19 protein-coding genes are annotated in these 21304 nt (G+C 40.3%); 7 read left to right on the top strand and 12 right to left on the bottom strand.

Annotated elements, in window-relative coordinates; translation table 11 throughout:
- Nucleotides 1-270 precede the first annotated feature (270 nt).
- Nucleotides 271-834, top strand: a complete 564-nt coding sequence (locus GNIT_RS13640) for a DUF4136 domain-containing protein (protein WP_014109841.1) — start codon at nucleotides 271-273, stop codon at nucleotides 832-834.
- 253 nt (nucleotides 835-1087) lie between these two features.
- Here GNIT_RS13640 and GNIT_RS13645 read toward each other — a convergent pair whose 3' ends face one another.
- From GNIT_RS13645 to efp, 4 genes are read right to left on the bottom strand one after another with little or no spacing between them, the layout of a single operon-like run.
- Nucleotides 1088-1630: a GNAT family N-acetyltransferase gene (locus GNIT_RS13645; RefSeq protein WP_041246438.1), complete on the bottom strand. Its 543-nt coding sequence runs from the start codon at nucleotides 1628-1630 to the stop codon at nucleotides 1088-1090.
- Nucleotides 1627-2271 carry a hypothetical protein gene (locus tag GNIT_RS13650; RefSeq protein WP_014109843.1) on the bottom strand — a complete coding sequence of 215 codons (645 nt, stop codon included), beginning with the start codon at nucleotides 2269-2271 and terminating at the stop codon, nucleotides 1627-1629. The genes GNIT_RS13645 and GNIT_RS13650 overlap by 4 nt, the downstream gene beginning before the upstream one ends.
- 28 nt (nucleotides 2272-2299) lie before the next feature.
- Nucleotides 2300-3298 carry an elongation factor P--(R)-beta-lysine ligase gene (epmA, locus tag GNIT_RS13655; protein WP_014109844.1) on the bottom strand — a complete coding sequence of 333 codons (999 nt, stop codon included), beginning with the start codon at nucleotides 3296-3298 and terminating at the stop codon, nucleotides 2300-2302.
- Nucleotides 3299-3346: 48 nt separating this feature from the next.
- Nucleotides 3347-3916 (bottom strand): elongation factor P, encoded by a 570-nt coding sequence (efp, locus tag GNIT_RS13660; RefSeq protein ID WP_014109845.1) that lies wholly within the window; start codon nucleotides 3914-3916, stop codon nucleotides 3347-3349.
- A 33-nt stretch (nucleotides 3917-3949) separates the two neighbouring features.
- Between efp and epmB the strand changes: the two genes are divergently transcribed.
- The gene (gene epmB, locus GNIT_RS13665) at nucleotides 3950-5017 is read left to right on the top strand and encodes an EF-P beta-lysylation protein EpmB (RefSeq protein WP_014109846.1); all 1068 of its coding nucleotides are present in this window, start codon (nucleotides 3950-3952) and stop codon (nucleotides 5015-5017) included.
- Here the strand turns inward: epmB and GNIT_RS13670 are convergent.
- Nucleotides 4988-5170, bottom strand: coding sequence for a hypothetical protein (locus GNIT_RS13670; protein WP_014109847.1), 183 nt, complete (start codon nucleotides 5168-5170; stop codon nucleotides 4988-4990). The genes epmB and GNIT_RS13670 overlap by 30 nt on opposite strands.
- Before the next feature lie 111 nt (nucleotides 5171-5281).
- On the opposite strand from GNIT_RS13670, the gene GNIT_RS13675 reads away from it, so the two are divergent.
- A complete protein-coding gene (locus GNIT_RS13675; protein WP_014109848.1) occupies nucleotides 5282-5584 on the top strand; it encodes a hypothetical protein in 303 nt (100 codons plus the stop codon).
- 326 nt (nucleotides 5585-5910) lie between these two features.
- Complete coding sequence (locus GNIT_RS13680) at nucleotides 5911-6897, top strand: transposase (protein WP_014109849.1); 987 nt, start codon at nucleotides 5911-5913, stop codon at nucleotides 6895-6897.
- A gap of 5 nt (nucleotides 6898-6902) precedes the next feature.
- Here GNIT_RS13680 and GNIT_RS13685 read toward each other — a convergent pair whose 3' ends face one another.
- From GNIT_RS13685 to nudF, 5 genes are all read right to left on the bottom strand, one after another.
- Nucleotides 6903-8234, bottom strand: a complete 1332-nt coding sequence (locus tag GNIT_RS13685) for a YfiM family lipoprotein (RefSeq protein WP_014109850.1) — start codon at nucleotides 8232-8234, stop codon at nucleotides 6903-6905.
- 31 nt (nucleotides 8235-8265) lie between these two features.
- Nucleotides 8266-10158: a DNA topoisomerase IV subunit B gene (gene parE / locus GNIT_RS13690; RefSeq protein WP_014109851.1), complete on the bottom strand. Its 1893-nt coding sequence runs from the start codon at nucleotides 10156-10158 to the stop codon at nucleotides 8266-8268.
- A 153-nt stretch (nucleotides 10159-10311) separates the two neighbouring features.
- Nucleotides 10312-10926 (bottom strand): YqiA/YcfP family alpha/beta fold hydrolase, encoded by a 615-nt coding sequence (locus GNIT_RS13695; RefSeq protein ID WP_014109852.1) that lies wholly within the window; start codon nucleotides 10924-10926, stop codon nucleotides 10312-10314.
- A 15-nt stretch (nucleotides 10927-10941) separates the two neighbouring features.
- Nucleotides 10942-11397 (bottom strand): DUF1249 domain-containing protein, encoded by a 456-nt coding sequence (locus GNIT_RS13700; RefSeq protein ID WP_041246439.1) that lies wholly within the window; start codon nucleotides 11395-11397, stop codon nucleotides 10942-10944.
- 179 nt (nucleotides 11398-11576) lie between these two features.
- Entirely contained in the window at nucleotides 11577-12191 is a 615-nt protein-coding gene (gene nudF, locus GNIT_RS13705; RefSeq protein WP_014109854.1) for an ADP-ribose diphosphatase, read from the bottom strand.
- Nucleotides 12192-12379: 188 nt separating this feature from the next.
- Between nudF and tolC the strand changes: the two genes are divergently transcribed.
- The gene (gene tolC / locus GNIT_RS13710; RefSeq protein ID WP_014109855.1) at nucleotides 12380-13732 is read left to right on the top strand and encodes an outer membrane channel protein TolC; all 1353 of its coding nucleotides are present in this window, start codon (nucleotides 12380-12382) and stop codon (nucleotides 13730-13732) included.
- Between the two features lie 156 nt (nucleotides 13733-13888).
- Here tolC and GNIT_RS13715 read toward each other — a convergent pair whose 3' ends face one another.
- Both GNIT_RS13715 and prsT read right to left on the bottom strand, forming a co-directional pair.
- Nucleotides 13889-14689 (bottom strand): ion transporter, encoded by an 801-nt coding sequence (locus tag GNIT_RS13715; protein WP_014109856.1) that lies wholly within the window; start codon nucleotides 14687-14689, stop codon nucleotides 13889-13891.
- Nucleotides 14690-14755: 66 nt separating this feature from the next.
- Entirely contained in the window at nucleotides 14756-17581 is a 2826-nt protein-coding gene (prsT, locus tag GNIT_RS13720; RefSeq protein WP_148261719.1) for an XrtA/PEP-CTERM system TPR-repeat protein PrsT, read from the bottom strand.
- 217 nt (nucleotides 17582-17798) lie between these two features.
- On the opposite strand from prsT, the gene GNIT_RS13725 reads away from it, so the two are divergent.
- Nucleotides 17799-19553 carry a DEAD/DEAH box helicase gene (locus GNIT_RS13725; protein ID WP_014109858.1) on the top strand — a complete coding sequence of 585 codons (1755 nt, stop codon included), beginning with the start codon at nucleotides 17799-17801 and terminating at the stop codon, nucleotides 19551-19553.
- Between the two features lie 339 nt (nucleotides 19554-19892).
- Nucleotides 19893-21296, top strand: coding sequence for a siroheme synthase CysG (gene cysG, locus GNIT_RS13730; RefSeq protein WP_014109859.1), 1404 nt, complete (start codon nucleotides 19893-19895; stop codon nucleotides 21294-21296).
- Nucleotides 21297-21304 lie beyond the last annotated feature (8 nt).

The following is a 21304-nucleotide window of genomic DNA, read 5'->3' on the forward strand; positions in this document are numbered from 1 at the left end:
TCCGACCTTTCAGACTTGATCTGCGTCAAAAATGAAGATGATAGATATTAATAGCATTGACTTGGACAATGAGTCGCATAGCAGACATCAGCAGAATAACTAATGGCTATTCAGCGCAAGTAACACCATCTTTAAATAGTACTTTTTATTTAAAATTTACAAACATCGAAGATTTTGACCTATATCAAAACAAGCTCATCAGTAAGAGGCAGACTGACTTGCGTATCATTAGTTGACTAGTCTTTTTCAGCAGGTTTCAGGAGAGCAAGCATGAGCACAAAAATATCGTTGATAGTGAAAAGCATCATTTTACTAATGTGGACGTCAATTTTATTTTCTTGCGCGTCAACACCAAAGATTCACAGCTTGGTTGACGACAGAGTCCAATTCAATAAGTATCAAACCTACACTTTCCATCCGAGTGTAAGTGTCGAAGGCGACAACTACGATAGTATGTCCTCACGGTATATAAAATTAGCAATACAAAATGAAATGCAAAAGAAAGGCTTTAGGCAAGCAGAAGACGCAGATTTATGGGTTAATTTTAATGTATATGTGCACGACAAATTAACGGTCGACACTAGCCCATCGATATCACTGTATTATGGTTTTCGACGAGATTATGGCGTTTGGGGCAATTACCCAATGTTACAAGAACGCATACAACAATATACTGAAGGCACACTCAACATAGATTTAATTGATAGAAAAACTAATCTATTGCTTTGGGAAGGCGTTGCCATTGGCAAAGTAACAAGCCGTACCTATGACAATCTTGAATTTAAAATTAACGAAGCGGTGAAATTGATGTTTGAAACCTTGCCTAAGGATTAGTCAATGCCAATTTGTAATTGGCGCATCGAAGACTCATTTTATTATTGAGTCGAGATACCTCTTTAGAAACACATTTTACTGATGGCTGTTGCGCACGTTTCGTTGCTGCCTAATTAAGTTCGTTAAACAAGAAACACCTTTGAAGCAGGCTGAACAAGAGGTTAAACAAGACACACCTAATTCGTGAAAAATTAAGCATGAGCTAAACAAAGACACACCTTGTCAGTGTATTTTGTAAATATAATTTAAGGGGTTAAACATCAGAGTATGAGACATAAAGCATAATATTCTCAGACTCGATATTGTTCTCTACAAGCCCCCCAAGAAATCTAAAGCCCAATTTTTCTAACAAAGAAATAGATTGCTTGTTTTGCTTCAAAACTGTTGCATAAAGCTTTTCAACATTTAAATGATCAAAAGCATATGTTTTGAAGAAGGTAGCTGCTTCGATGCCGTAGCCTAAACCTCGATACTTACGAATGAATGCGTAACCAATATCTATGGAATCTAGGTATTCTCTTTTAAGTAAACCGCAGAGGCCTATAGGTGTGTCTTTGTTTGTGTTCTCCCCTAATAAATCATTTGATGCCAAACAACAAACTCTCAATCCAAGGCTGTCCAACGGCTGCTTCGCATTCAAACTCTCATTTATGAACTGAACGGCGTCTTGTTGATTACTTACCTTTCTATCACCGATATATTTAAGCCAATCCGGCTCATTAACCAAATCAAAAATGAAAGCAGCATCAGACTCATTAGGCTTTCGATAGTATAACCTTTGGGAGCTCATCATCATTTGCTGTTCAATTGTAATTGGTCAAAAATTTCACTTTCGAACTTGTCTACAGAGGCCGCTCGTGGATATTTTGGCTTCGAGCGATCATTTTGCTTGTACTCACTCGGCCAATGCTTTGTGGTCGCAACAAACCGCTTTACCTCTTCAATTCCACCAACCTCGAAACAACCGGTTAAGCACGTATCAATATAACTAGAATTCACTGGAAATTCGTCGGACGGTAATTTAAGTTCAAGCGTTTCACACACATACACATTGCAATTGGATAGCATATCTAACATCGAATCACTCAGTACAGGCAAGAACGCTAGTTGTTCAAGTCTTATTTTAGAAAAACGATAGTCTTGTTCTCGCTTGAGCAGTTGCTCATCGATATCAGTGCAGAATACTTGACCATTGAAATGACTTCGGCTGTTTTGGTAGGCTCCAACGTATGTTTGCTCTTCTTCAGTCGACCTAGTAACCCACCCTCGCTCCCATCCGCTGACAGTGACCGGAAGAGGAAGTGACTTAATATTGCTATAAAGTTCACGACTTTTTTGACTGAGAAGACTGCCATACCCCACGACTATATGAGGTGTGTCTTTGTTTGAGTTTTTCAGCTGCTCAAACCAAGCTTCAATATTTATATTATTTTGCATTAACGCTCGTTTTACTAACTAAGATTCATTAAAGAGATGCAAAGTCGAAGGTTAACACTTCGCTTATGTGCTTTTTGCCTAGAGCCAACATTATTAAACGATCGATTCCTAACGCGACACCTGAGCATGCTGGTAATCCAAATTCTAGGGCATCCAAAAATTTCGTGTCCTCAGGCTTTATTTCTAAACCACATTCTTTCCTTTGCTCATTGTCCGCAGTGAATCTAGCCTTTTGCTCTTTGACATCGGTGAGCTCTTCGAAGCCGTTTGCTAACTCAATTCCTTTGTAATAAATTTCAAACCGAAGTGATAACCAAGGGTCAACGGGATCAATTTTAGCTAAGGATGCTTGGCTAGCTGGAAAATGCGTCACCGCGACGGGTCTGTCTAAGCCAATTTTACTTTCAATTTCTTCACAAAATAAAAGCTGTAAAAGCATGTTTCTTTGAGTTTGAGAAAGCGTTTCTTTAAATTCTGTAGGAACAATATTCTCAAAACCGCATTGTTTGCATATAGAAACCAATTTCAAGTCAGAATCATTTTTTATATCTAAATCTAAGTGCACTGCAAATAGCTCGCGATAGCTTATTTTTTCGCAAACAGGTGTGTCCAAGACGAGCTTTAAAATAGAATCTACATCTTCAATTAGCTCATGCATAGAATAGTCTAATCGATACCATTCAAGCATAGTAAACTCAGGATTGTGGAACCGACCCACTTCATCGTCCCTGAAGCATTTTGTAATTTGATAAATACTGGGGAAACCAGCCGATAGCATACGTTTCATGTAGTATTCGGGCGAGGTTTGTAAAAACAGGTGTGTCTTTTCAACCGACTGTGGATTCGTATGGATGGTTTTCATTGCCTCCAAATGGACGTCGGTCACGGTTGATGGTGAAATAGTTGGCGTTTCAACTTCTAAAACATTCTGATTTACAAAATAATTCCTAATTTTGCTTAAAATTTGAGCTCGTTTGACAATGCTGTCGATGGAACCTGATGGTTGCCATTGATGTAAAATAGTCATAAAAAAACAAACAGGGTTGTCGCTTGCGCTACAACCCCTTTAATTAGCTTATTTTTGTGCACGTGAGGCATATTCGCCACTTCGAGTATCAACTCTGATGGTTTCACCTGTTTGTACAAATAACGGAACTCGAACTACGGCTCCGGTTGCCAGTGTTGCTGGTTTACCACCCGTACCAGCAGTGTCGCCTTTTAAACCAGGGTCTGTTTCTGTAATTTCTAACTCAACAAAGTTAGGAGGAGTAACAACGATAGGAGTGCCGTTCCACAGTGTTATAGTGCACGTATCGTTTTCGACTAACCATTTTATGCTGTCACCTAATGCTTTTTCATCAGCGGCAATTTGCTCAAATGTCTCATTGTTCATAAAATGCCAAAATTCACCATCCGTGTAGAGATAGGAAAGCTCAGTATCCATAACATCAGCGCCTTCAACTGAGTCTCCAGACCGAAAGGTTTTTTCTAGCACTTTGTTTGAAATTAGTTTACGAATTTTAACTCGGCTGAAAGCTTGTCCTTTCCCTGGTTTTACATATTCATTCTCAAGAATGTTGCAAGGTTCGCCGTCGAGCATTATCTTTAAGCCCGCTTTGAACTCGTTTGTACTGAAATGAGCCATAGTTCCTCTAAAATTTACGTTGTGAGCATATTTGTGAAACGAATAATACCTAAAAATAGCATTGCTGTAGAGTCAAACTGGCAAAAAGAATTAGCAAACTGCTTTACGACCCTAGAGTCGTTACTAGAATTTTTGAATTTAGACCCCCAAATAGCCAATAAACATAGCTCTGCGAGAAAATTATTTCCAATGAAGGTTCCTGGACATTTTGCTAATTTAATGAAGAAAAACGACATAAATGATCCCCTGTTGCTTCAAGTACTTCCGCAAAATGTTGAATACAAAGACACACCTGGTTTCGTAAAAGACCCATTGCAGGAGCATGAAAACACGACAAAAGGCCTATTACATAAATACGAAAATAGAGTATTGCTCATAGTAAAAAGTGGTTGCGCTGTAAACTGTCGCTATTGCTTTAGACGCGAATTCCCTTATGAAGAAAACGCTGTTAACAAACGTGAATTAGAAAACGCGATTGCTTACATTAGGCAAAACAATAAAATCATTGAAGTGATTTTGTCTGGCGGCGATCCATTGATGGCAAAAGATGATCATCTAAAGTGGTTAGTTACTAAATTGGAAGAAATTCCTCATGTTGTGAGACTCCGTGTCCACACGAGACTTCCAGTTGTTATCCCTTCTAGGATAAACGAGGATTTTATCGATTGGTTCGCAAACTGCCGATTTCAGAAAGTGCTTGTATTACATACAAATCACGCGAATGAGATAAGCCCTGAGTTAGCTATTGCATGCACAAAAATGCGTTCAGCGGGAATTACGTTACTAAATCAGGCAGTACTTTTAAAAGGAATAAACGATAATTCGAAAGAACAGATTGCCTTGAGTGAATCTCTTTTTAATCTTGGCGTGTTGCCATACTATTTGCATTTACTAGACAAAGTAAGAGGGGCTGCTCACTTTGATGTTGAGGTCAAGTCAGCGCAGATTCTAATGCGAGAACTAATAAAGCGCTTGCCGGGATATCTTGTCCCTAAACTAGTCACTGAGATTGGAGGACAACCCAGCAAGACGCCGATAGACTTGAATTTACAACCTTCATCAAGCACTACATTAGGCATAAGTGTTGATATTAGAACCTAAACCGGGGGTAGATGAAGATTTGGGTACGTCAGCTGCCTCAAGCAGTTGAAGCGCGGCCTGACCATCTTGCTGTTGCATGCTTTTAGCTAGCTGAGCAGACTTGATCTCCAACGCACCGGATACAGCTGAGGCACTAGAGCCTGAAATATCCATACCATTTCCTTTTATTACTTGTAGCTATGTCAAAAAGTGGGCAGAATTGCGCACTTCATTTCATTATCGGCACTTCAGCCACTTTCTTGAGCATAATTTTAGGAGATTCTCGTGCAACAGGTATTAACAAAAATAACTGAGAACATGCAAATAATATATAGGAAGGCGATAGATGCAGATTCGGCACTAGATAACTTACAACGCTCAGGTAAAGCTAAATTTTCTGTTATTTTCGTTGAAGACAGCGGGTTTACTACCAGAAGTAAACGCTTTGGCCCATATGTCGATGAACTAGCAAAGGACATAACATCCCTTCAAATCGATGATGCCGATATCAAAGAAGACATTGCCACTGTAGTGAAAAAGATGGAACTTTTGCTCTTAACTATTGGTAAATTAAAAGTCACTCTTTAGTTTATTTTGTTTAATAGGACACACCTATTTTGTTTTCCTTCTTAAGTTTTAATCTCTTTAATCTTTAACCTGATTAACAGGTGTGTCTTAGTTCTATTCAGTGTCTAGCTGATGAACTGAATACTGATAGGTGTGTCTTTATTCTACTGATAGGTGTGTCTTTATTCTACTGATAGGTGTGTCTATATTCTATTTCTATTTATTTATTCTACTGTTTATTCTAAATTCTTTATCTTTTTCTAAGCGCAAAACTGTACGTTAAGTCAGCTATTAATTTCCAAATAATCGAATACCCTATATTTATAATACATATGGGGAAAATCCTAATGCCAATTGCGCGAAGCAAGCAAATAATATTATCACAAACCTCTTATTATCATTGTATGAGTCGGTGTGTTCGTAGAGCATTTCTATGCGGTTATGACAAATTAACAGGCAGTAATTTCGAACATCGACGGGAGTGGTTCGAAAAGCGTTTGAAAAAGCTCTCCTCCGCCTTTTCAATCGACGTGTGCGCTTATGCAATTATGCACAATCATAATCACTTGGTTTTACATGTTGACACCGAAAGAGCAAAAACCTGGAGTGACATTGAGGTTATTCAACGTTGGCATTCAATCCACCCGAACAAAACAATCACAGCAATGTATCTCGATACAAAACAAAGAGGAACACTAAGTCCAATTCAATTATCTACGGTTCGAAAAATCGCTAAAATTTATAGGGAAAGGCTAACAAGCATTAGTTACTTTATGAAAGCATTGAATCAATATATTGCACTCAAGGCGAATCGCGAGGACCATTGCTCAGGGCGTTTCTGGGAGTCACGATTCAAATCTCAAGCTCTACTAGATGATCGCGCGATCCTCTCGTGCATGATTTATGTCGATTTGAACCCAATAAGAGCTGGCATTGCTACGACACTTGAAAACTCGCATTATACTAGTATAAAAAAACGACTCAAAAGCATAAAGCTTGGCAAACAACCTAGCGAACTTCGTTGTCTAAAAACACAGTTTGAAAGAAGCGCAAACTCCATAAATATCGAGCTATCCTGCTATATCGAGCTGCTCCGTCAGACTGCAACTAGATTGAAGAATAATCGACAAGTGAATTCACCAGACATGAAAATTGAATCCAATTTATTAAGACAACTTGGCATTGAAGAGAAAAACTGGCTTATACTCTCATCGCATATCGAGGAGGAATTTAGCTATGTAGTTGGCTCCGTCGTCTGTATGGAAAAATATAAGAAGAAAGTGAATCAAAAAAAACTCAAAGGAATATCGACCGCGTTACGACTGTTTCAGTGAATTGTTTATAGATTAGACATCACACCAATGGGTAACTCTCCCATTCGCTTTTCAATTTCTTCGACTACTTTTAAGTACTCTTTACTTTCGATGTTCGTGTATTTTTGTCGAAATTTTGATTTATCCATTCCTTCATCTAAACCCTCGATACTTGGGAAGAATAGAAATTCATTTGCTCCAGACGACATAATATCTTGGATTTTCTCAGCTGTTCTCGGATCAACAGCCAAAGCCGCGAAATTGGCGCCAGCCATATCAGCAGCCAAATCAATAAAGCTATACCCAGAGCCTCCTTTTCCTCTATCCATCAGCTCTTTGAACTCACCAACGGCAACACTTATACCTTGCTCTGATAGTAGTTTAATTGCGGCAGAAAATATAAAGTGCAGGCTTAAATCCTGTCTATTTGCTAAAACAGGCTTTTGTCGCACAGTTGGGATCGGATCCACAGCGAAAGAAAGATCACCAAACAACGTTGAAAATCTTCTGTGTCCTGCATAGATAGCCAACGCCATAATAGCTGCCTCATTTTCTAAGGTCGCCGAGTTTGAATTTCCTTGAGGATCCTTGGCACTCATTGCTTTTGCTTCTAGCATGACTTTATGCAAATAATAACTAAGAGATGTGTCTTTGTTTTGTTGCACATCTTTGTTTTGCACATTAAGAGCATCAGGTGAAGGTAGGCTATCAAGTACCCTGAGGTAGTGTGCTGTTTTTATCTTCAATAATTGCATCTCATTGCCATCGCCTGAGGTCTTTATATTTTTTAATTCTCTGAGTAATGAGTCCAATGGATTTAGACTAACGATGACTTGATTAGGTGATATTTCGGTTTTAGCCACAAGTTGAATCGCTTTACTCGCAACTTCACTATTCGTATAAGAGTTTGCCAGTGCTTCAGCCCATTTCAATGCCCAACCGCCGGGGATCGTGACACTACCTATAGAAACGCTTTCAACATTCAAGCGACTGTCTTGAACGACTTTAATCGAAAAATTGACGTACGATGAAAAAAAGTAGCTCGGCAGTTGATACGACACCATGATTTTGGCATTTAGCGCTGCCAACTTGAGTTCACTACTTACATTAGGTAAAGCACGTTGGGTGAAACCCAGCAGACTCTCAGCCTGAGAATACGAGATATCAATTTGCTGAGATTGATATCTATTTCTGAAACTTTTCCGAAGCTGCCCAATTAATGTTGATACGTTCTCTGCGTTTTCGACTTGCACGTGCGCATTTTTAGAAACCGTTGGAGATAAGTCGATTAATAGAACAATAAACAGAAAAAATAAACCAACAAAAGCAAAAGCGGTAACTTTGATAAATCGATTCATTATTAATCCACATTTTGCTCGTATATAGGCACTATTCCACTACCGCCAAATTTCCTTTACTTTCCAACCATGCTTTCCTATCAGGGGAACGTTTCTTCGAAAGAAGCATGTCCATTAGTTCAAGCATTTCGACAGCATCATGGCTCGTCAACTGCACTAAGCGACGGGTATTAGGATCCATGGTAGTTTCCCTGAGCTGAAGTGGATTCATTTCACCTAGACCTTTAAATCGCTGCACATTGACTTTCCCGCGCTTTTTCTCTGCAACGATCCTATCCAAAATTCCTTTTCGCTCACTTTCATCTAGCGCATAGTAAACTTCTTTACCGATATCTATCCGGAAAAGCGGTGGCATCGCAACATAAACATGCCCTTGATCGACTAATGTTCTGAAGTGTTTTACAAACAACGCACACAGTAACGTCGCAATGTGTAATCCATCTGAGTCAGCGTCGGCAAGAATACATATCTTGCCATATCGTAAGCCCGATAAATCGTCAGAATCTGGATCAATTCCTAGGGCTACAGATATATCATGGATTTCTTGTGATGCTAAAACTTGAGAAGAGTCGACTTCCCAACTATTTAGTATTTTACCTCTTAGTGGCATTATCGCTTGAAATTCTCTATCGCGAGCCTGCTTTGCAGAGCCTCCCGCAGAGTCACCTTCCACCAAAAACAATTCTGAATAATTAATATCTTGAGATGAGCAATCAGTCAACTTTCCAGGCAGCGCCGGACCTTGTGTAACCTTCTTTCTAGCCACTTTTTTGCTTTGACGTAAACGTCGCTGAGCGTTGTTGATGCACATATCAGCAAGTAATTCGGCAACATCAGTGTGTTGATTCAACCACAAACTAAATGAATCTTTAACAACGCCAGAAACAAACGCTGACGCTTGGCGAGAGGATAGCCTTTCTTTTGTTTGCCCCGCAAACTGTGGGTCATGCATTTTTGTCGAGAGAATATAGCTGCAGCGGTCCCATATATCATCGGCGGTAATCTTAACGCCTCTCGGAAGCAAGTTACGGAACTCACAAAACTCACGCATGGAGTCTAACAGCCCCTGTCTCAAACCATTTACATGAGTTCCTCCTTGCGCAGTAGGAATCAGGTTTACATAACTTTCAGTAATCATTTCACCGCCTTCAGGCTGCCACATGACAGCCCAATCGGCAGCCTCACCATTGCCAGAAAACTGCCCAACAAAAGGAGCATCGCTTGGTAAGGTAATGAAGTCCTTTATTGATTGGTATAAATAGTCTCGTAAACCATCTTCGTAATACCACTCAGTTGTTTCTTTAGAAATCTTGTCGTCGAAGCGTATTTTTAAACCTGGGCAAAGCACCGCTTTTGCGCGTAAAACATGCAGAAGCTTAGTTACAGAGAATTTTGAAGAGTCAAAATACTTGGGATCTGGCCAAAAATGAACGCTTGTACCGGTATTTCGCTTACCGCAAGTATCGACAATGGAGAGTTCGTCAACTTTGTCTCCATTCTCAAACGTCATCTGATAAACGTTGCCATTGCGGCGAATGCTAACGAGTACTCTGGTTGATAATGCGTTTACAACCGAAATACCTACGCCGTGCAGGCCGCCAGAATATTCGTAGTTTTTATTCGAGAACTTACCACCTGCATGCAGCTTGGTCATAATCAATTCGACACCGGAAATTTTTTCTTCAGGGTGAATGTCAACCGGCATACCACGACCGTCATCTATAACTTCCAAGGACTGATCTTCGTGCAATATTACTTTTATAGAGGACGCGTGGCCAGCAAGAGCCTCATCAACACTGTTATCTATAACCTCTTGACTCAGGTGGTTCGGCCGAGTGGTATCGGTATACATTCCAGGGCGGCGTTTTACCGGATCTAAGCCATTTAAGACTTCAATAGCATCAGAATTATATTGTGTTGACATGATCTCTAGCTTAGGTTTTTTCTCAAATCGATGCGGATGATATTAGCAAGGCTGAAGCTGTTGAGCAATGAAGGTTTTAGCTAATTTCGTTAGTACAAAAAACTGCCTACAAAGACACACCTGTTTTGATGTTAAAGAGGAAATCTCAATTAGCTAAGGGGTTAAGAATCTAATAATGTCTGCTAAATGATTTTCCAGCCCAACGAATGAGTGGTCTCCACCGTCTTCGACTATACAACAATCACTTCCGTATTTGTCTTCCGCCAACTGATAGTCGAGTGTCTCATCACCCTTCTGCAAATAAACCAGATAGCTAGCGTCATTTTTCTTGGTCTGTCTATACAAATTGAGTAGCTGCTTAACGTTACTTTCATCAATCGTAAAAACTTCTCCAGTATATGGATTGCTATGCTCTCCAAAATAATCTTTTAGCAGCTTAAAGGGCTCCACCGCTGGATTGATCAGCACCGCTTTGCCACCGTGTTTTTCTATAAAATACGTGGCTAAGAACCCACCCATCGAGCTACCGATGAATCGAAGATTGCTTATAGGTGTGTCTTTATTGTGCGTTCCGTGGTTAACACCAGAATCAAAAATCGAGGAAATCAGTTGCTCAATAACCTCTGTGGCTTCCAAAGGACTTCCAGGTAAGGTAGGAGTATGTAGCTTTATATTTGAATGATTCTTTAAAACGTAATCTTTAACTAACTGAGCTTTAGCAGACTTTGGTGAGCTCAAAAATCCATGTAAGTAGATAATGTGTTCCATTCAGTTTCCTAGATTTTAAGAGCTGGTTGAAATTTGCATTTCACGCTGCTCTAAACAAAAGTGCAGCCACTCAGCCAAAAACACATTTACCATTTGCTTTTCATTTCGCATATGCATGTTCAAATTAGGATACTCATAACTTGGCTGCAATTTTGAGACCCTTTGACAGCTCAACACTTCAGCAACTTTTGCATCATGATATAACCTTATCTCCATTGATGGTCTCAAAAAGCTCGGCGTGTTGTTCGCCACCTGCGACATCATTATTGTGCTTGTATATCGGGCGGAGTCTAAGATTTTTATATTGTATTTCAACTGCTCACTAATTTTAAATTCGTAACTTAGATCCTCTGAATCGCAATCAGGAAGAAGCTTTAGAGCGCATGCATAGTTATTCTCACAGGTTGCAAGAATACTGGGTAAATGCGGTACGTACTTCTTTTTCAACGTTGTTTCCTCACTCTTATTCATAATATTCTTTCGGCTGATTTTGCGATTCAATGAAATATTATCGCTTATCGCTTCAGAACTTGAAGATATTGTAACAAATAGATGTGTCCTGGTTAGAGATAATTTTTTCTCACCAACACTAAACCGGTGTGTCCTAGATGCAGGCAATCGTTGCATCAATTTCGCTAAACAGGTGTGTCTTAGTTCCAGCTAGCCAACAGCTTTTGTTTATTCAAGAAAAACCACTGGAGCGCTATAATTGCGGCTGCGTTGTCAATTTTTCCGTTGTCCAACCATTCTCTTGCTTCCGATTCTTTCACTCTATGCACCATGATATCTTCTGATTCAGATGCCAAGCCATGTACCCCTCTCGCAAGCGTTGCATCGGTCTTCGCCGTGTATATATGGAGCCGTTCAGTGGTCCCGCCAGGGCTCGACAAGTACGTTAGTGCTTTTTGCAAACCAGTTAGCGTTATGCCAGCTTCTTCAAAAGATTCACGATGACACACCTCATCGGGATCTTCATTCGGTTCAATCATTCCCGCTATAACTTCAAACAACCACGGTGAATCACTTGTCGCCATCGCACCTAATCTGAACTGTTCGATTAATACAAACTCCTGAGTATTAGGATCATAAGGCAAAACGGCCACTGCATGACCTCTTTCAAACATTTCTCGCGATAGAACCCTGCTCCACGTTCCGTCAAATAATTTGTGCTGAACTTGGATGCGCTTCATTTCAAAGAAACCTTTGAAAACTGTCTCCTCATTCAGTACTTTTGCATCTTCATTGCTATATTGTAATGACTTCATCATGATCCTCTTTGGGAGTTTGAAACTAAATTATACGATACGCATCTGAAATACAGCATAAAAATCACATTCTGTTACACTTAGTGGGTATATGTAACAACCATTCGTTATGTTTGCAGAAGTGAATGGCGTACAATTAACCTAACTGAAAAGCTAAATATAAAAAATACTATTTTTAAGGTCATTTTATGAAGAAAACGCTACTTTCACTATTTATCGGTTTTAGTCTCACCGCACCGGTACTAGCAGACGATTTATCTCAAGTTTATCAACTTGCATTACAAAATGATCCTATAATTAATAGAGCGAAAGCTGATAAAGAATTAGCTTACAGCGGAATAGCCTTGAGCAGAGCCAATTTACTTCCACAGATATCAGGCTCAGTTTCTTATTCCTTGAATTCTGGTGACCAAGTTTTCACAACTGAAAATGGTTTTGGGACCATTAATTCTGAATCCGATACGCTCAGCATGGGGCTAGATCTTCGCATGTCTATCTACGACCATGCAAACTGGGTAGGAATGGACAGAGCAGAAAAGGTTGCACAGCAAGGCGATGCAAATTTAGCGTCCGCACTGCAATCATTAATAGTTCGAGTAACTAATGCTTATCTTGCAGTGTTAAGAGAGCAGGACAGCGTTGAGTTTGTGAAAGCTGAATTACGTGCAATTGAGCGTCAGTTAGAACAAACCAAGCAACGTTTTGAAGTTGGTTTGACCGCCATTACGGATGTTCACGAAGCGCAAGCTAACTTTGACAATACCGTAGCTCGTCAAATCAGAGCTGAAAATCAATTAGAATTGCGTTTGGAAGAGCTAAGAGAGATTACCGGTAAATATCACAGTGGAATTTCTATTTTAGACACAAACCTATTTACTGCCACACAGCCTACTCCAGCGAACGTTGAGGACTGGTTGAAGCTAGCCGAAGATGCTAATTTTGATTTGCTAATACAGCGTTTCGCAAAAGATATAGCTATGGAAGATATAGCATCAGCTAAAGCAGGCCACTACCCTACTTTAGACTTTTCAGCCTCGTTAAGCAGAGTTGATAGAACCACAGAAGTTCAGGGCAGTGACCCGCGTGACTTTCCAACTTTGAATAGTCAGTCGCTAGGCTTAAGTTTAAGTGTTCCAATTTACCAAGGTGGCCGTGTAAGCACCAGCACAGATCAAGCACGCAGTCGCTACGTGATAGCTAGTGAAAACATGGAACTAGTGTATAGACAAACAGTTCGTTCAGTAAGAAGCTCTTACAACGACGTAAAAGCCGCAGTATCGACGATTCGCGCATTGGAGCAATCTGTCGTTTCTGCTGACAGCGCATTAAAAGCGACGGAAGCGGGTTTCGATGTTGGTACCAGAACAATAGTTGATGTATTGAACAGTACTCGGAATCTATTCGATGCAAGAAGAAACTTAGCGGACGCTCGCTATAACTTCATTTCTGCAATCATCAATTTAAAACGTGCTGCAGGTTCGCTCACAGAAGATGACTTATTGGCTGTAAACCGAGTGATGAAGCCGAATACATCTAACTAAAAAAGAATCAATTACTATTAAAAAAAGCGGTGGTCAGCAAGACCACCGCTTTTTTATTATGTTTTCTATGCATTAAGCTTTTAGCTTTAACTAAACCAAATAAATATACGACCTGACAACAGGCATATATCACCCGAGCTTAACTAGCTGTCAAGACTACTCTTTTTTATCCCTATCAATTAATACTTGTATTTGGCCTCTAATATCTTGGATCTGATCTTGTAACTCATTCATCGAAGGCTCTGACTTCAAGCGCTCTTTATGCATTTCCTCATCCATCACTCCGACTACTATGCCAATAACCATATTCAAGAAAGCAAACGCGGTGAAGAAGATAAAGGTCATGTAGAATATCCAACTCATTGGATAGACTTCCATAGTTTCATATTGGATATCAGTCCAATCCTCAAAAGTCATTACTCTGAACAAAGTCAGCATTGAAATAGCAATATTTCCCCATAAAACCGGATTGATATCTTGGAACAAGAAGCTACCAACTGCGGCGTATATGTAGAATATAATGAACATCAACAATACGACGTAACCTAAACGTGGCAGCGCTTCTAGCAATGAATTAATGAGTATTCTTAGCTCGGGAATAATTGAGATCATGCGCAACACGCGAAAAATCCGAATAAGTCGAGCTAATAACGCCATTTCAGATTCGTTAATAGGAATAAGGCTTATCACAACAACCGCAGTGTCAAATATGTTCCAGCCAGATTTGAAGAAGTCTTTCTTATTTTCTTCACTCACGAACCTGACGGTTATTTCAAATAAGAAAAATAACGTAATAAAAACATCAAGATACTTTGTCACAAGCAATGAGGTTGGCGATAAATCGTAGGTTTTCGCACCTATCTCTAATGCCGAAATGATAATAACGGTGATTACAAAAAATTCGAACAACCTGTTTTGTTTTAAGTTAAACAGGGACTTACGGAACGTTTCGAACATAACAGAGTAACTCGATTAGTAGATAGTTGAACAAGGCACTACGGATGTAGTGCCTGATCTAATATTTTAAAGGCCGTATTGCGCCTTTAATTTTGCCAGTCTGACTTCTGACTCAGGAAGCGTCAACGTAGTAGATTCAATTCTACGTTTTGCAATTATCTTACTGTCATTCAACAACAGTGTCTCAATGTAATTTAAGAAAATTTCTTCATTTTTCACATCTTCGTTCATGACCCGGTTATAGGCCTCTAGTGCTTCTTCTGGTTTATTTTGACGAACTAAAATTTGTGCATAAGTATCAACGGTTGCCGCATTATTCGGCTTTAAGTCATAAGCACGTTTTGCAAACCCTATGGCCTCACTTATTTTATTTTCTTCCATTAATAAAAAGGCCAAATTATTCAGCACAACAAAATTATTTTCGTTTAGCTTCAAGGCATCTTTATATTTGCTAATAGCAGACGTTTTATCTTTGCCAATTTCTTTTTCTGCTAGCATCATGAGTGCACTTAAATCTGCAGGCTTATTCGTTGAGTAAGTTGTTAACAATTCGTAAGATTTATCGGTTTGGTCGGTTAAATCGTATGACATTACTAAGACTTGCAAATTCTTCGAGTTTTGGTTTGCGTTAAAAGCCACTTCAGCATCTTCAACAGCGCCAGCAGGATTTTGCTCTCTTAACTTTATTCGAGCCATGACACCACGTACAAAGGGAAGTTCCTGGACCTCTTTGGCAAATCCGTTTACCAATGTTCTGGCGCGTTCGCTGTCGCCTGACATAACAGTAAAATAACTCTGGAGCACTTCAATTTGGATGTCATCTCTGGCGTTTAAATATCGTTTTGTTAGCGCTAATCCATCGCTGTATTTATTTTGACTGTCCAATAACAACAATTGTCCAAGCGCGGCCTCTCGGTTATTTGGTGACAATTCAATCCAAGTTTGATAGTGCGCTTCCGCCGCATCTATTTTACCTGATTGCAGTAAAGATAAACCTTTGGTCGGCCAGAAGGCATTAGGTGCATTATCATCTGCTGCAATAGCATCCAACAACTCCAATGCTTTGTCGTATTTAGACTCGCTAGCCTGCATTCTTGCAGCTAAAACGACGAGTTCGGCATTTTTAGGAGTTTTCTGTAGCTGCGCTAAAATTGGTGCCATTCCCTCATCTGAGTTTCCTTGCTGCTGTTTTATCGCAAAATAGGCCGTCAATGCGGGTAAATAATCGGACGAAGAAGCGATAATTTTTTCCAACTTAAGCACCGCAGCATCGAGTTTCTCGTTACGGATATCAAGACCAACTAGCGACATTGTTACTTTGTTGTTTTTAGGTGCAATGGCTGCCGCACTTAAAAATTCGGCTTCAGCTTTTACTAGGTCATTTTTTCTTAATGCAACTTCACCGGCTAAAAGGAAGCCTTGCGGATCGTTGCTCGCTTCTTTTTTCCATTCATCCGATAGTTTTTGCGCTTTTTCCAGTTGATTCGTTGCTAAATATGCAGTTGCTAATGTTGTTTTCGCTGTCACCGATTCGGGTGATTTAGCTACTGCATTCTCCAAATCTAGCACGCCATCGATGTTGTTGAGGCTGAGCTTTAAAACACCCAAACGAGTTAAGTCGTCCGATGTTTCACTGATATTTTCAACTCTTGAAATTAGTGCTTCGGCTTTTTTTGCTTCACCTGCTTGCAGCAATTCATAACCCGTTGACGAAAACAGAGTCGCATCAGCGGCTGTTAAACTATCTAATCGTTTTAATACTTCAGATGCTTCTGTCGTCATGCCGGTTTGCAATTGGCTCGCTGCTAATATTCTCAATCCAGGATGATTGTCAGGCAATGATCCGGCTATGATCGAAAGATGGCCCACAGCAGCGGCAAAATCCCCCTGCTGAAACGCGCTATAACCAGCTACCAGTCTAACCACGGGATCGCTGCTTCCGTTATTAATCGCCACTTCAGAAAATTTCTGGGCATTCGCAAAATCCTTATCCGCTGCTCGAATAACGCCTTTTAATTGATTTAATAATGCATTTTGGTCGTTTATTTGAAGTAGCGTATCGACATGTTCTTCTGCTTCTTGGGTTCTACCTTGTTCAACTAACATGTTTGCCAACGCAAACCTCGTTTCAATATCCTCTGGCGCCGCTTCTACATATTGAGCATAAACGTCAGCAGCTTCCGTTGGTTGATTGTTCAATAAGTAAAGTCGAGCAGTGACGCTCAGAACATCTTTATTAAGCGGCGCTTGGCTTTGCAATTCAATAGCGTCTTCCAAGGCTTGTTTGTTATTTTCAGCTAAAACGGAGTTCAACACACCTGCCAAGCCCTTATATACCGAACCGGTATCGAGCTGCATAAGCTCTTCAATTAATAACGATGCTTCGTCTGTTTTATTTAGCTGAATGAGTGACTGCGCTTTAAAGTAACCGATCTCAGCTTTTTCTACTGTGGTTAACTCCGACATATTGTGGTCAATGTTCTCGAGAGCCGCATTTGCGCCGGTGCGCTGATAAGCCCGAGCTAACAGTGGTATAGTCTTTGACGCCGAGTATCCTAGCTCCATTGCCCGATTGAGTTCTTTTTCTGCTGCCTGATATTTATTTTGCTCTAAATACAAGCTGCCTAGCTCAAATCTGGCTTCCGCTTGCTTTGGTTCTAACTGAATAGCATTTTTGAGTTCAACAATGGCAGCTTGTTGGTCTCCATCAATGACGAATGCTTTAGCCGCTGCAATATGTTCTTCGCTGGTTTTTTGTTGGCAGCCACTTAGGCCAATTAGTGATGATAATAAAAGTGCTGCAATCGATATTTTTCTGAATACCTTTTTATTGGAAAAATAAACATCACTTGAACTGTTCTGCGGATGACTATTAAATTTGTTTTTATTCATTTTATTATCCACTTTATTTCATACTCCCTTGTATTTTATGCTATTTTTGGAATACATTTTTTGCTCGTATTCCAATTAATTTCTAACTATCTCAGGTGGTTACAAACTAACCAACAGTAATGATGGTAAGTTATCACTAATTCTTATATAATTCGATTTTTACGAAGGCTCTCGCATCCTCTCTGCAATGCCCCCTTTCAGTCTATCAGGATACCCGATGACCGACACTGTCGATGTTACATTTAAAGATTTAAATCTTCCAACGCAATTATTACAAGCGTTAGAAAAAGTAGGCTATGAAAAGCCGTCTCCAATTCAAGCCAAGAGTATTCCACTTTTACTCGCTGGTCACGACCTTTTGGGCCAAGCTCAAACAGGTACGGGCAAAACAGCTGCGTTTGCACTACCAATGCTAGCTAATATTGATCCCGACGAAAACTTTACGCAACTATTGGTACTAGCGCCAACGCGCGAACTTGCAATTCAAGTTGCAGAAGCGTTTCAGGTTTATGCCAGCTTTTCGAAGAAAATTCGCGTACTGCCGGTATACGGTGGTCAGTCTTACGATAACCAGATCCGTCAGCTAAAGCGTGGCGTGCAGGTTGTTGTTGGAACGCCGGGTCGAATTATCGATCACATTAAGCGTAAAACACTAAAACTAGATAAACTTAAATTTCTAGTGCTAGATGAAGCCGATGAAATGCTAAGAATGGGCTTTATCGATGACGTTGAACTTATTCTAAGTCATGCACCTGCAGAGCGCCAAACGGCTTTATTCTCTGCAACAATGCCTGATGCGATTAAAAAGATAACAAAGCGTTATTTGAAGAATCCAGAACATGTGAAAATCGAGTCGACTGTTTCGTCTGCAAGCATGATAAGACAGCGTTATTGCCAAGTTGCTGGTCACCATAAACTAGAAGCATTAACTCGAATCATGGAAGTTGAAGAATTCGACGGCATGATTATTTTCGTACGCACGAAAACTGCTACGGTCGAATTAGCTGACAAATTAACGGCTCGTGGACACGTTGTAGAACCTCTTAACGGTGATATTCCGCAGAACTCACGTGAACGCACAGTTGAAAAATTGAAGCGTGGTGATATCGACATACTGGTTGCAACGGATGTTGTTGCCCGTGGTCTTGATGTTGAGCGTGTTAGTCATGTAATTAACTACGACATTCCATACGATACAGAATCTTACGTTCACCGCATAGGCAGAACAGGCCGTGCAGGAAGAACTGGTGATGCAATTTTGTTCATCTCTCATCGTGAAAAACGTTTGTTATTCGCAATAGAGAAAGCAACAAAGCAACGTATTGAGAACATGGAAATTCCGTCTATTTCACAATTGAATGAATCGCGTTTAGTGCGTTTCAAGCAAAGCATTATTGAAGCGATGAGTGACGAATCAATTGAATCGTATATTCCAATCGTTGAATCAATTATGGAAGAAACTGAAGCTTCTCCAGATGTGATCATGGCTGCCTTAGCAAAAGTTGCGCAAGGTGATGAACCATTATTGTTGAAAGAGTCTGACAGACCTGATTTGCATAGCAAACCTACGTTCAATGAGCGAAATGACAGTGCTGGACGCGGCGATCGCGACAATGGCAGAAGACAAGGTCGCAATGAGCGCACTGAGCGCGGCAAATCTGATCGAAATGACAGAAAGCCTCGCGTACCTAGAGGCAACAGTACGCCAGATGAAGGTATGCAGCGTTTCAGAATTGAAGTCGGCCATACACATGGTGCGAAGCCAGGAAATATCGTTGGCGCAATTGCTAATGAAGCGAACATCAGTAGTAAAAACATAGGTGCCATTGAAATCTATGACAACTTTACAACCGTTGATTTGCCAAAGGGCATGCCCAATGAAATGAAAGAGACGCTGTCTAAAACACGCGTAGCTGGTCAACGCTTAAATATACGTGAATGGTCTGACACACCGCCAAAGCGTAAAAAATAGCACTGATATAATTCAAATATTAAAGCCACTCTGAGTGGCTTTTTTTATGTCTAACGATTATATAAGGATGAATAAGGATGAATAAGGACACACCTGTTTGCGACGAATAAGCTGATGAATAAGGACACACCTGTTTGCGACGAATAAGCTGATGAATAAAGAGATGAATAAAGACACACCTACTTAACAGCCTGTACATTAAAAAATGAAAGTATTGATTGCTCAATACGCGTTGTTTTTAATTCCAAAACGGCATATTACCTTCAAAAATATTGCTGTATTAGAATAAGCTTAGCCCTCATAATCGTGACACTTGTAAATTACGATGCACAAACCTTAATGAAGTACTTCCCAATATTCGTCGATGCGGAACACATCCACTGCTTACTAGTTGGCGCAGGTGAAGTTGCTGCCAGAAAATGTGAACTGCTATTAAAAACCCCAGCTAAAATTACCATCGTATCACCTTGGGTGAGTGAAACCGTAAAGAGACTTGCGGCAGAATCAGCTCAAATTACCTTGATAGAAAGAAAATTCGAAGACCCTGACATTGATGACAAACAAATGATCTTTGTTGCGACAGATGACGAAGTAGTCAATAAACATATCCATGACATATCTCATGCTAAACATATGTTAGTTAACGTGGTCGACAACACGCCGCTTTGTAAATTCATTACACCATCAATCGTTGATCGCTCACCCATTATTATCGCGATGAGCAGTGGCGGCGTAGCTCCCGTGCTCTTGCGCTATATCCGCCAAAAGCTAGAAAGCGTGATACCTACTAATATACGGTTACTCGGCAACTTTTCAGAAAAATTTCGCAGCAAGGTAAAAGGCGCACTTTCTTCAGTAACTGATAGGCGCTACTTTTGGGAAGAAGTATTGGACGGTGATATTGGCGAATCGATTCTGCAAGGAAACGAAAAGCTAGCAGAACAAAAATTCGACAAAGCGCTTATTGCATATAAAAATGGTGATAAACCCGTAGGCCAAGTTTATCTAGTAGGAGCAGGCCCTGGCGACCCAGACTTATTGACGTTTCGAGCATTACGCTTAATGCAAAAAGCGGACGTTGTGGTATACGACCGTTTGGTCAGTCCAGAAATTCTTGAACTTGTGCGCAGAGACGCCGAAAAAATATATGTTGGAAAAGCAAAAAGTAACCACACAATTCCACAAGAAGATATTAACGAACTCCTAGCAAAAGAAGCTTTGGCAGGAAATAGAGTTGTCAGATTAAAAGGCGGTGATCCGTTTGTGTTCGGGCGCGGTGGAGAAGAAATTGAAACACTTATTAAACATGGCGTCGACTTTCAAGTAGTTCCTGGTATTACCGCTGCAACCGGAGCTGCGAGTTATGCTGGTATTCCGTTAACACATCGAGACCATGCACAGTCGGTGACATTCACAACGGGTCATTTGAGAGATAACACTATAAACTTGAACTGGCCTGCACTTGTTCAGCAAAATCATACACTTGTGTTTTATATGGGCTTGACTGGCCTACCTATAATTTGCCAAAAACTTATTGAGCATGGTATGTCAAAGCAAATGCCAATTGCATTGGTGCAAGCAGCGACAAGAGAAAATCAGGAAGTTGTGACTGGCACTCTCGAAAATATTGTCGATAACCCTAATACTGTGTTGTTAAAACCGCCTACATTGATTATTGTCGGCACTGTTGTTAGCTTACACGCTTCACTTAACTGGTTTTCACGAGGGAACGTAAACCAATAATCTAGTAG

The organism is Glaciecola nitratireducens FR1064 (assembly GCF_000226565.1).
GTDB lineage: Bacteria > Pseudomonadota > Gammaproteobacteria > Enterobacterales > Alteromonadaceae > Glaciecola > Glaciecola nitratireducens.

Excerpts from the sequence above, each read along its gene's own strand:
- GNIT_RS13640 (WP_014109841.1), top strand. The coding sequence starts at position 271 with ATGAGCACAAAAATATCGTTGATAGTGAAAAGCATCATTTTACTAATG.
- GNIT_RS13645 (WP_041246438.1), bottom strand. The coding sequence starts at position 1,630 with ATGATGATGAGCTCCCAAAGGTTATACTATCGAAAGCCTAATGAGTCT.
- GNIT_RS13650 (WP_014109843.1), bottom strand. The coding sequence starts at position 2,271 with ATGCAAAATAATATAAATATTGAAGCTTGGTTTGAGCAGCTGAAAAAC.
- epmA (WP_014109844.1), bottom strand. The coding sequence starts at position 3,298 with ATGACTATTTTACATCAATGGCAACCATCAGGTTCCATCGACAGCATT.
- efp (WP_014109845.1), bottom strand. The coding sequence starts at position 3,916 with ATGGCTCATTTCAGTACAAACGAGTTCAAAGCGGGCTTAAAGATAATG.
- GNIT_RS13670 (WP_014109847.1), bottom strand. The coding sequence starts at position 5,170 with ATGGATATTTCAGGCTCTAGTGCCTCAGCTGTATCCGGTGCGTTGGAG.
- GNIT_RS13680 (WP_014109849.1), top strand. The coding sequence starts at position 5,911 with ATGCCAATTGCGCGAAGCAAGCAAATAATATTATCACAAACCTCTTAT.
- GNIT_RS13685 (WP_014109850.1), bottom strand. The coding sequence starts at position 8,234 with ATGAATCGATTTATCAAAGTTACCGCTTTTGCTTTTGTTGGTTTATTT.
- parE (WP_014109851.1), bottom strand. The coding sequence starts at position 10,158 with ATGTCAACACAATATAATTCTGATGCTATTGAAGTCTTAAATGGCTTA.
- GNIT_RS13695 (WP_014109852.1), bottom strand. The coding sequence starts at position 10,926 with ATGGAACACATTATCTACTTACATGGATTTTTGAGCTCACCAAAGTCT.
- GNIT_RS13700 (WP_041246439.1), bottom strand. The coding sequence starts at position 11,397 with ATGAATAAGAGTGAGGAAACAACGTTGAAAAAGAAGTACGTACCGCAT.
- nudF (WP_014109854.1), bottom strand. The coding sequence starts at position 12,191 with ATGAAGTCATTACAATATAGCAATGAAGATGCAAAAGTACTGAATGAG.
- tolC (WP_014109855.1), top strand. The coding sequence starts at position 12,380 with ATGAAGAAAACGCTACTTTCACTATTTATCGGTTTTAGTCTCACCGCA.
- GNIT_RS13715 (WP_014109856.1), bottom strand. The coding sequence starts at position 14,689 with ATGTTCGAAACGTTCCGTAAGTCCCTGTTTAACTTAAAACAAAACAGG.
- prsT (WP_148261719.1), bottom strand. The coding sequence starts at position 17,581 with ATGAATAAAAACAAATTTAATAGTCATCCGCAGAACAGTTCAAGTGAT.
- GNIT_RS13725 (WP_014109858.1), top strand. The coding sequence starts at position 17,799 with ATGACCGACACTGTCGATGTTACATTTAAAGATTTAAATCTTCCAACG.
- cysG (WP_014109859.1), top strand. The coding sequence starts at position 19,893 with ATGAAGTACTTCCCAATATTCGTCGATGCGGAACACATCCACTGCTTA.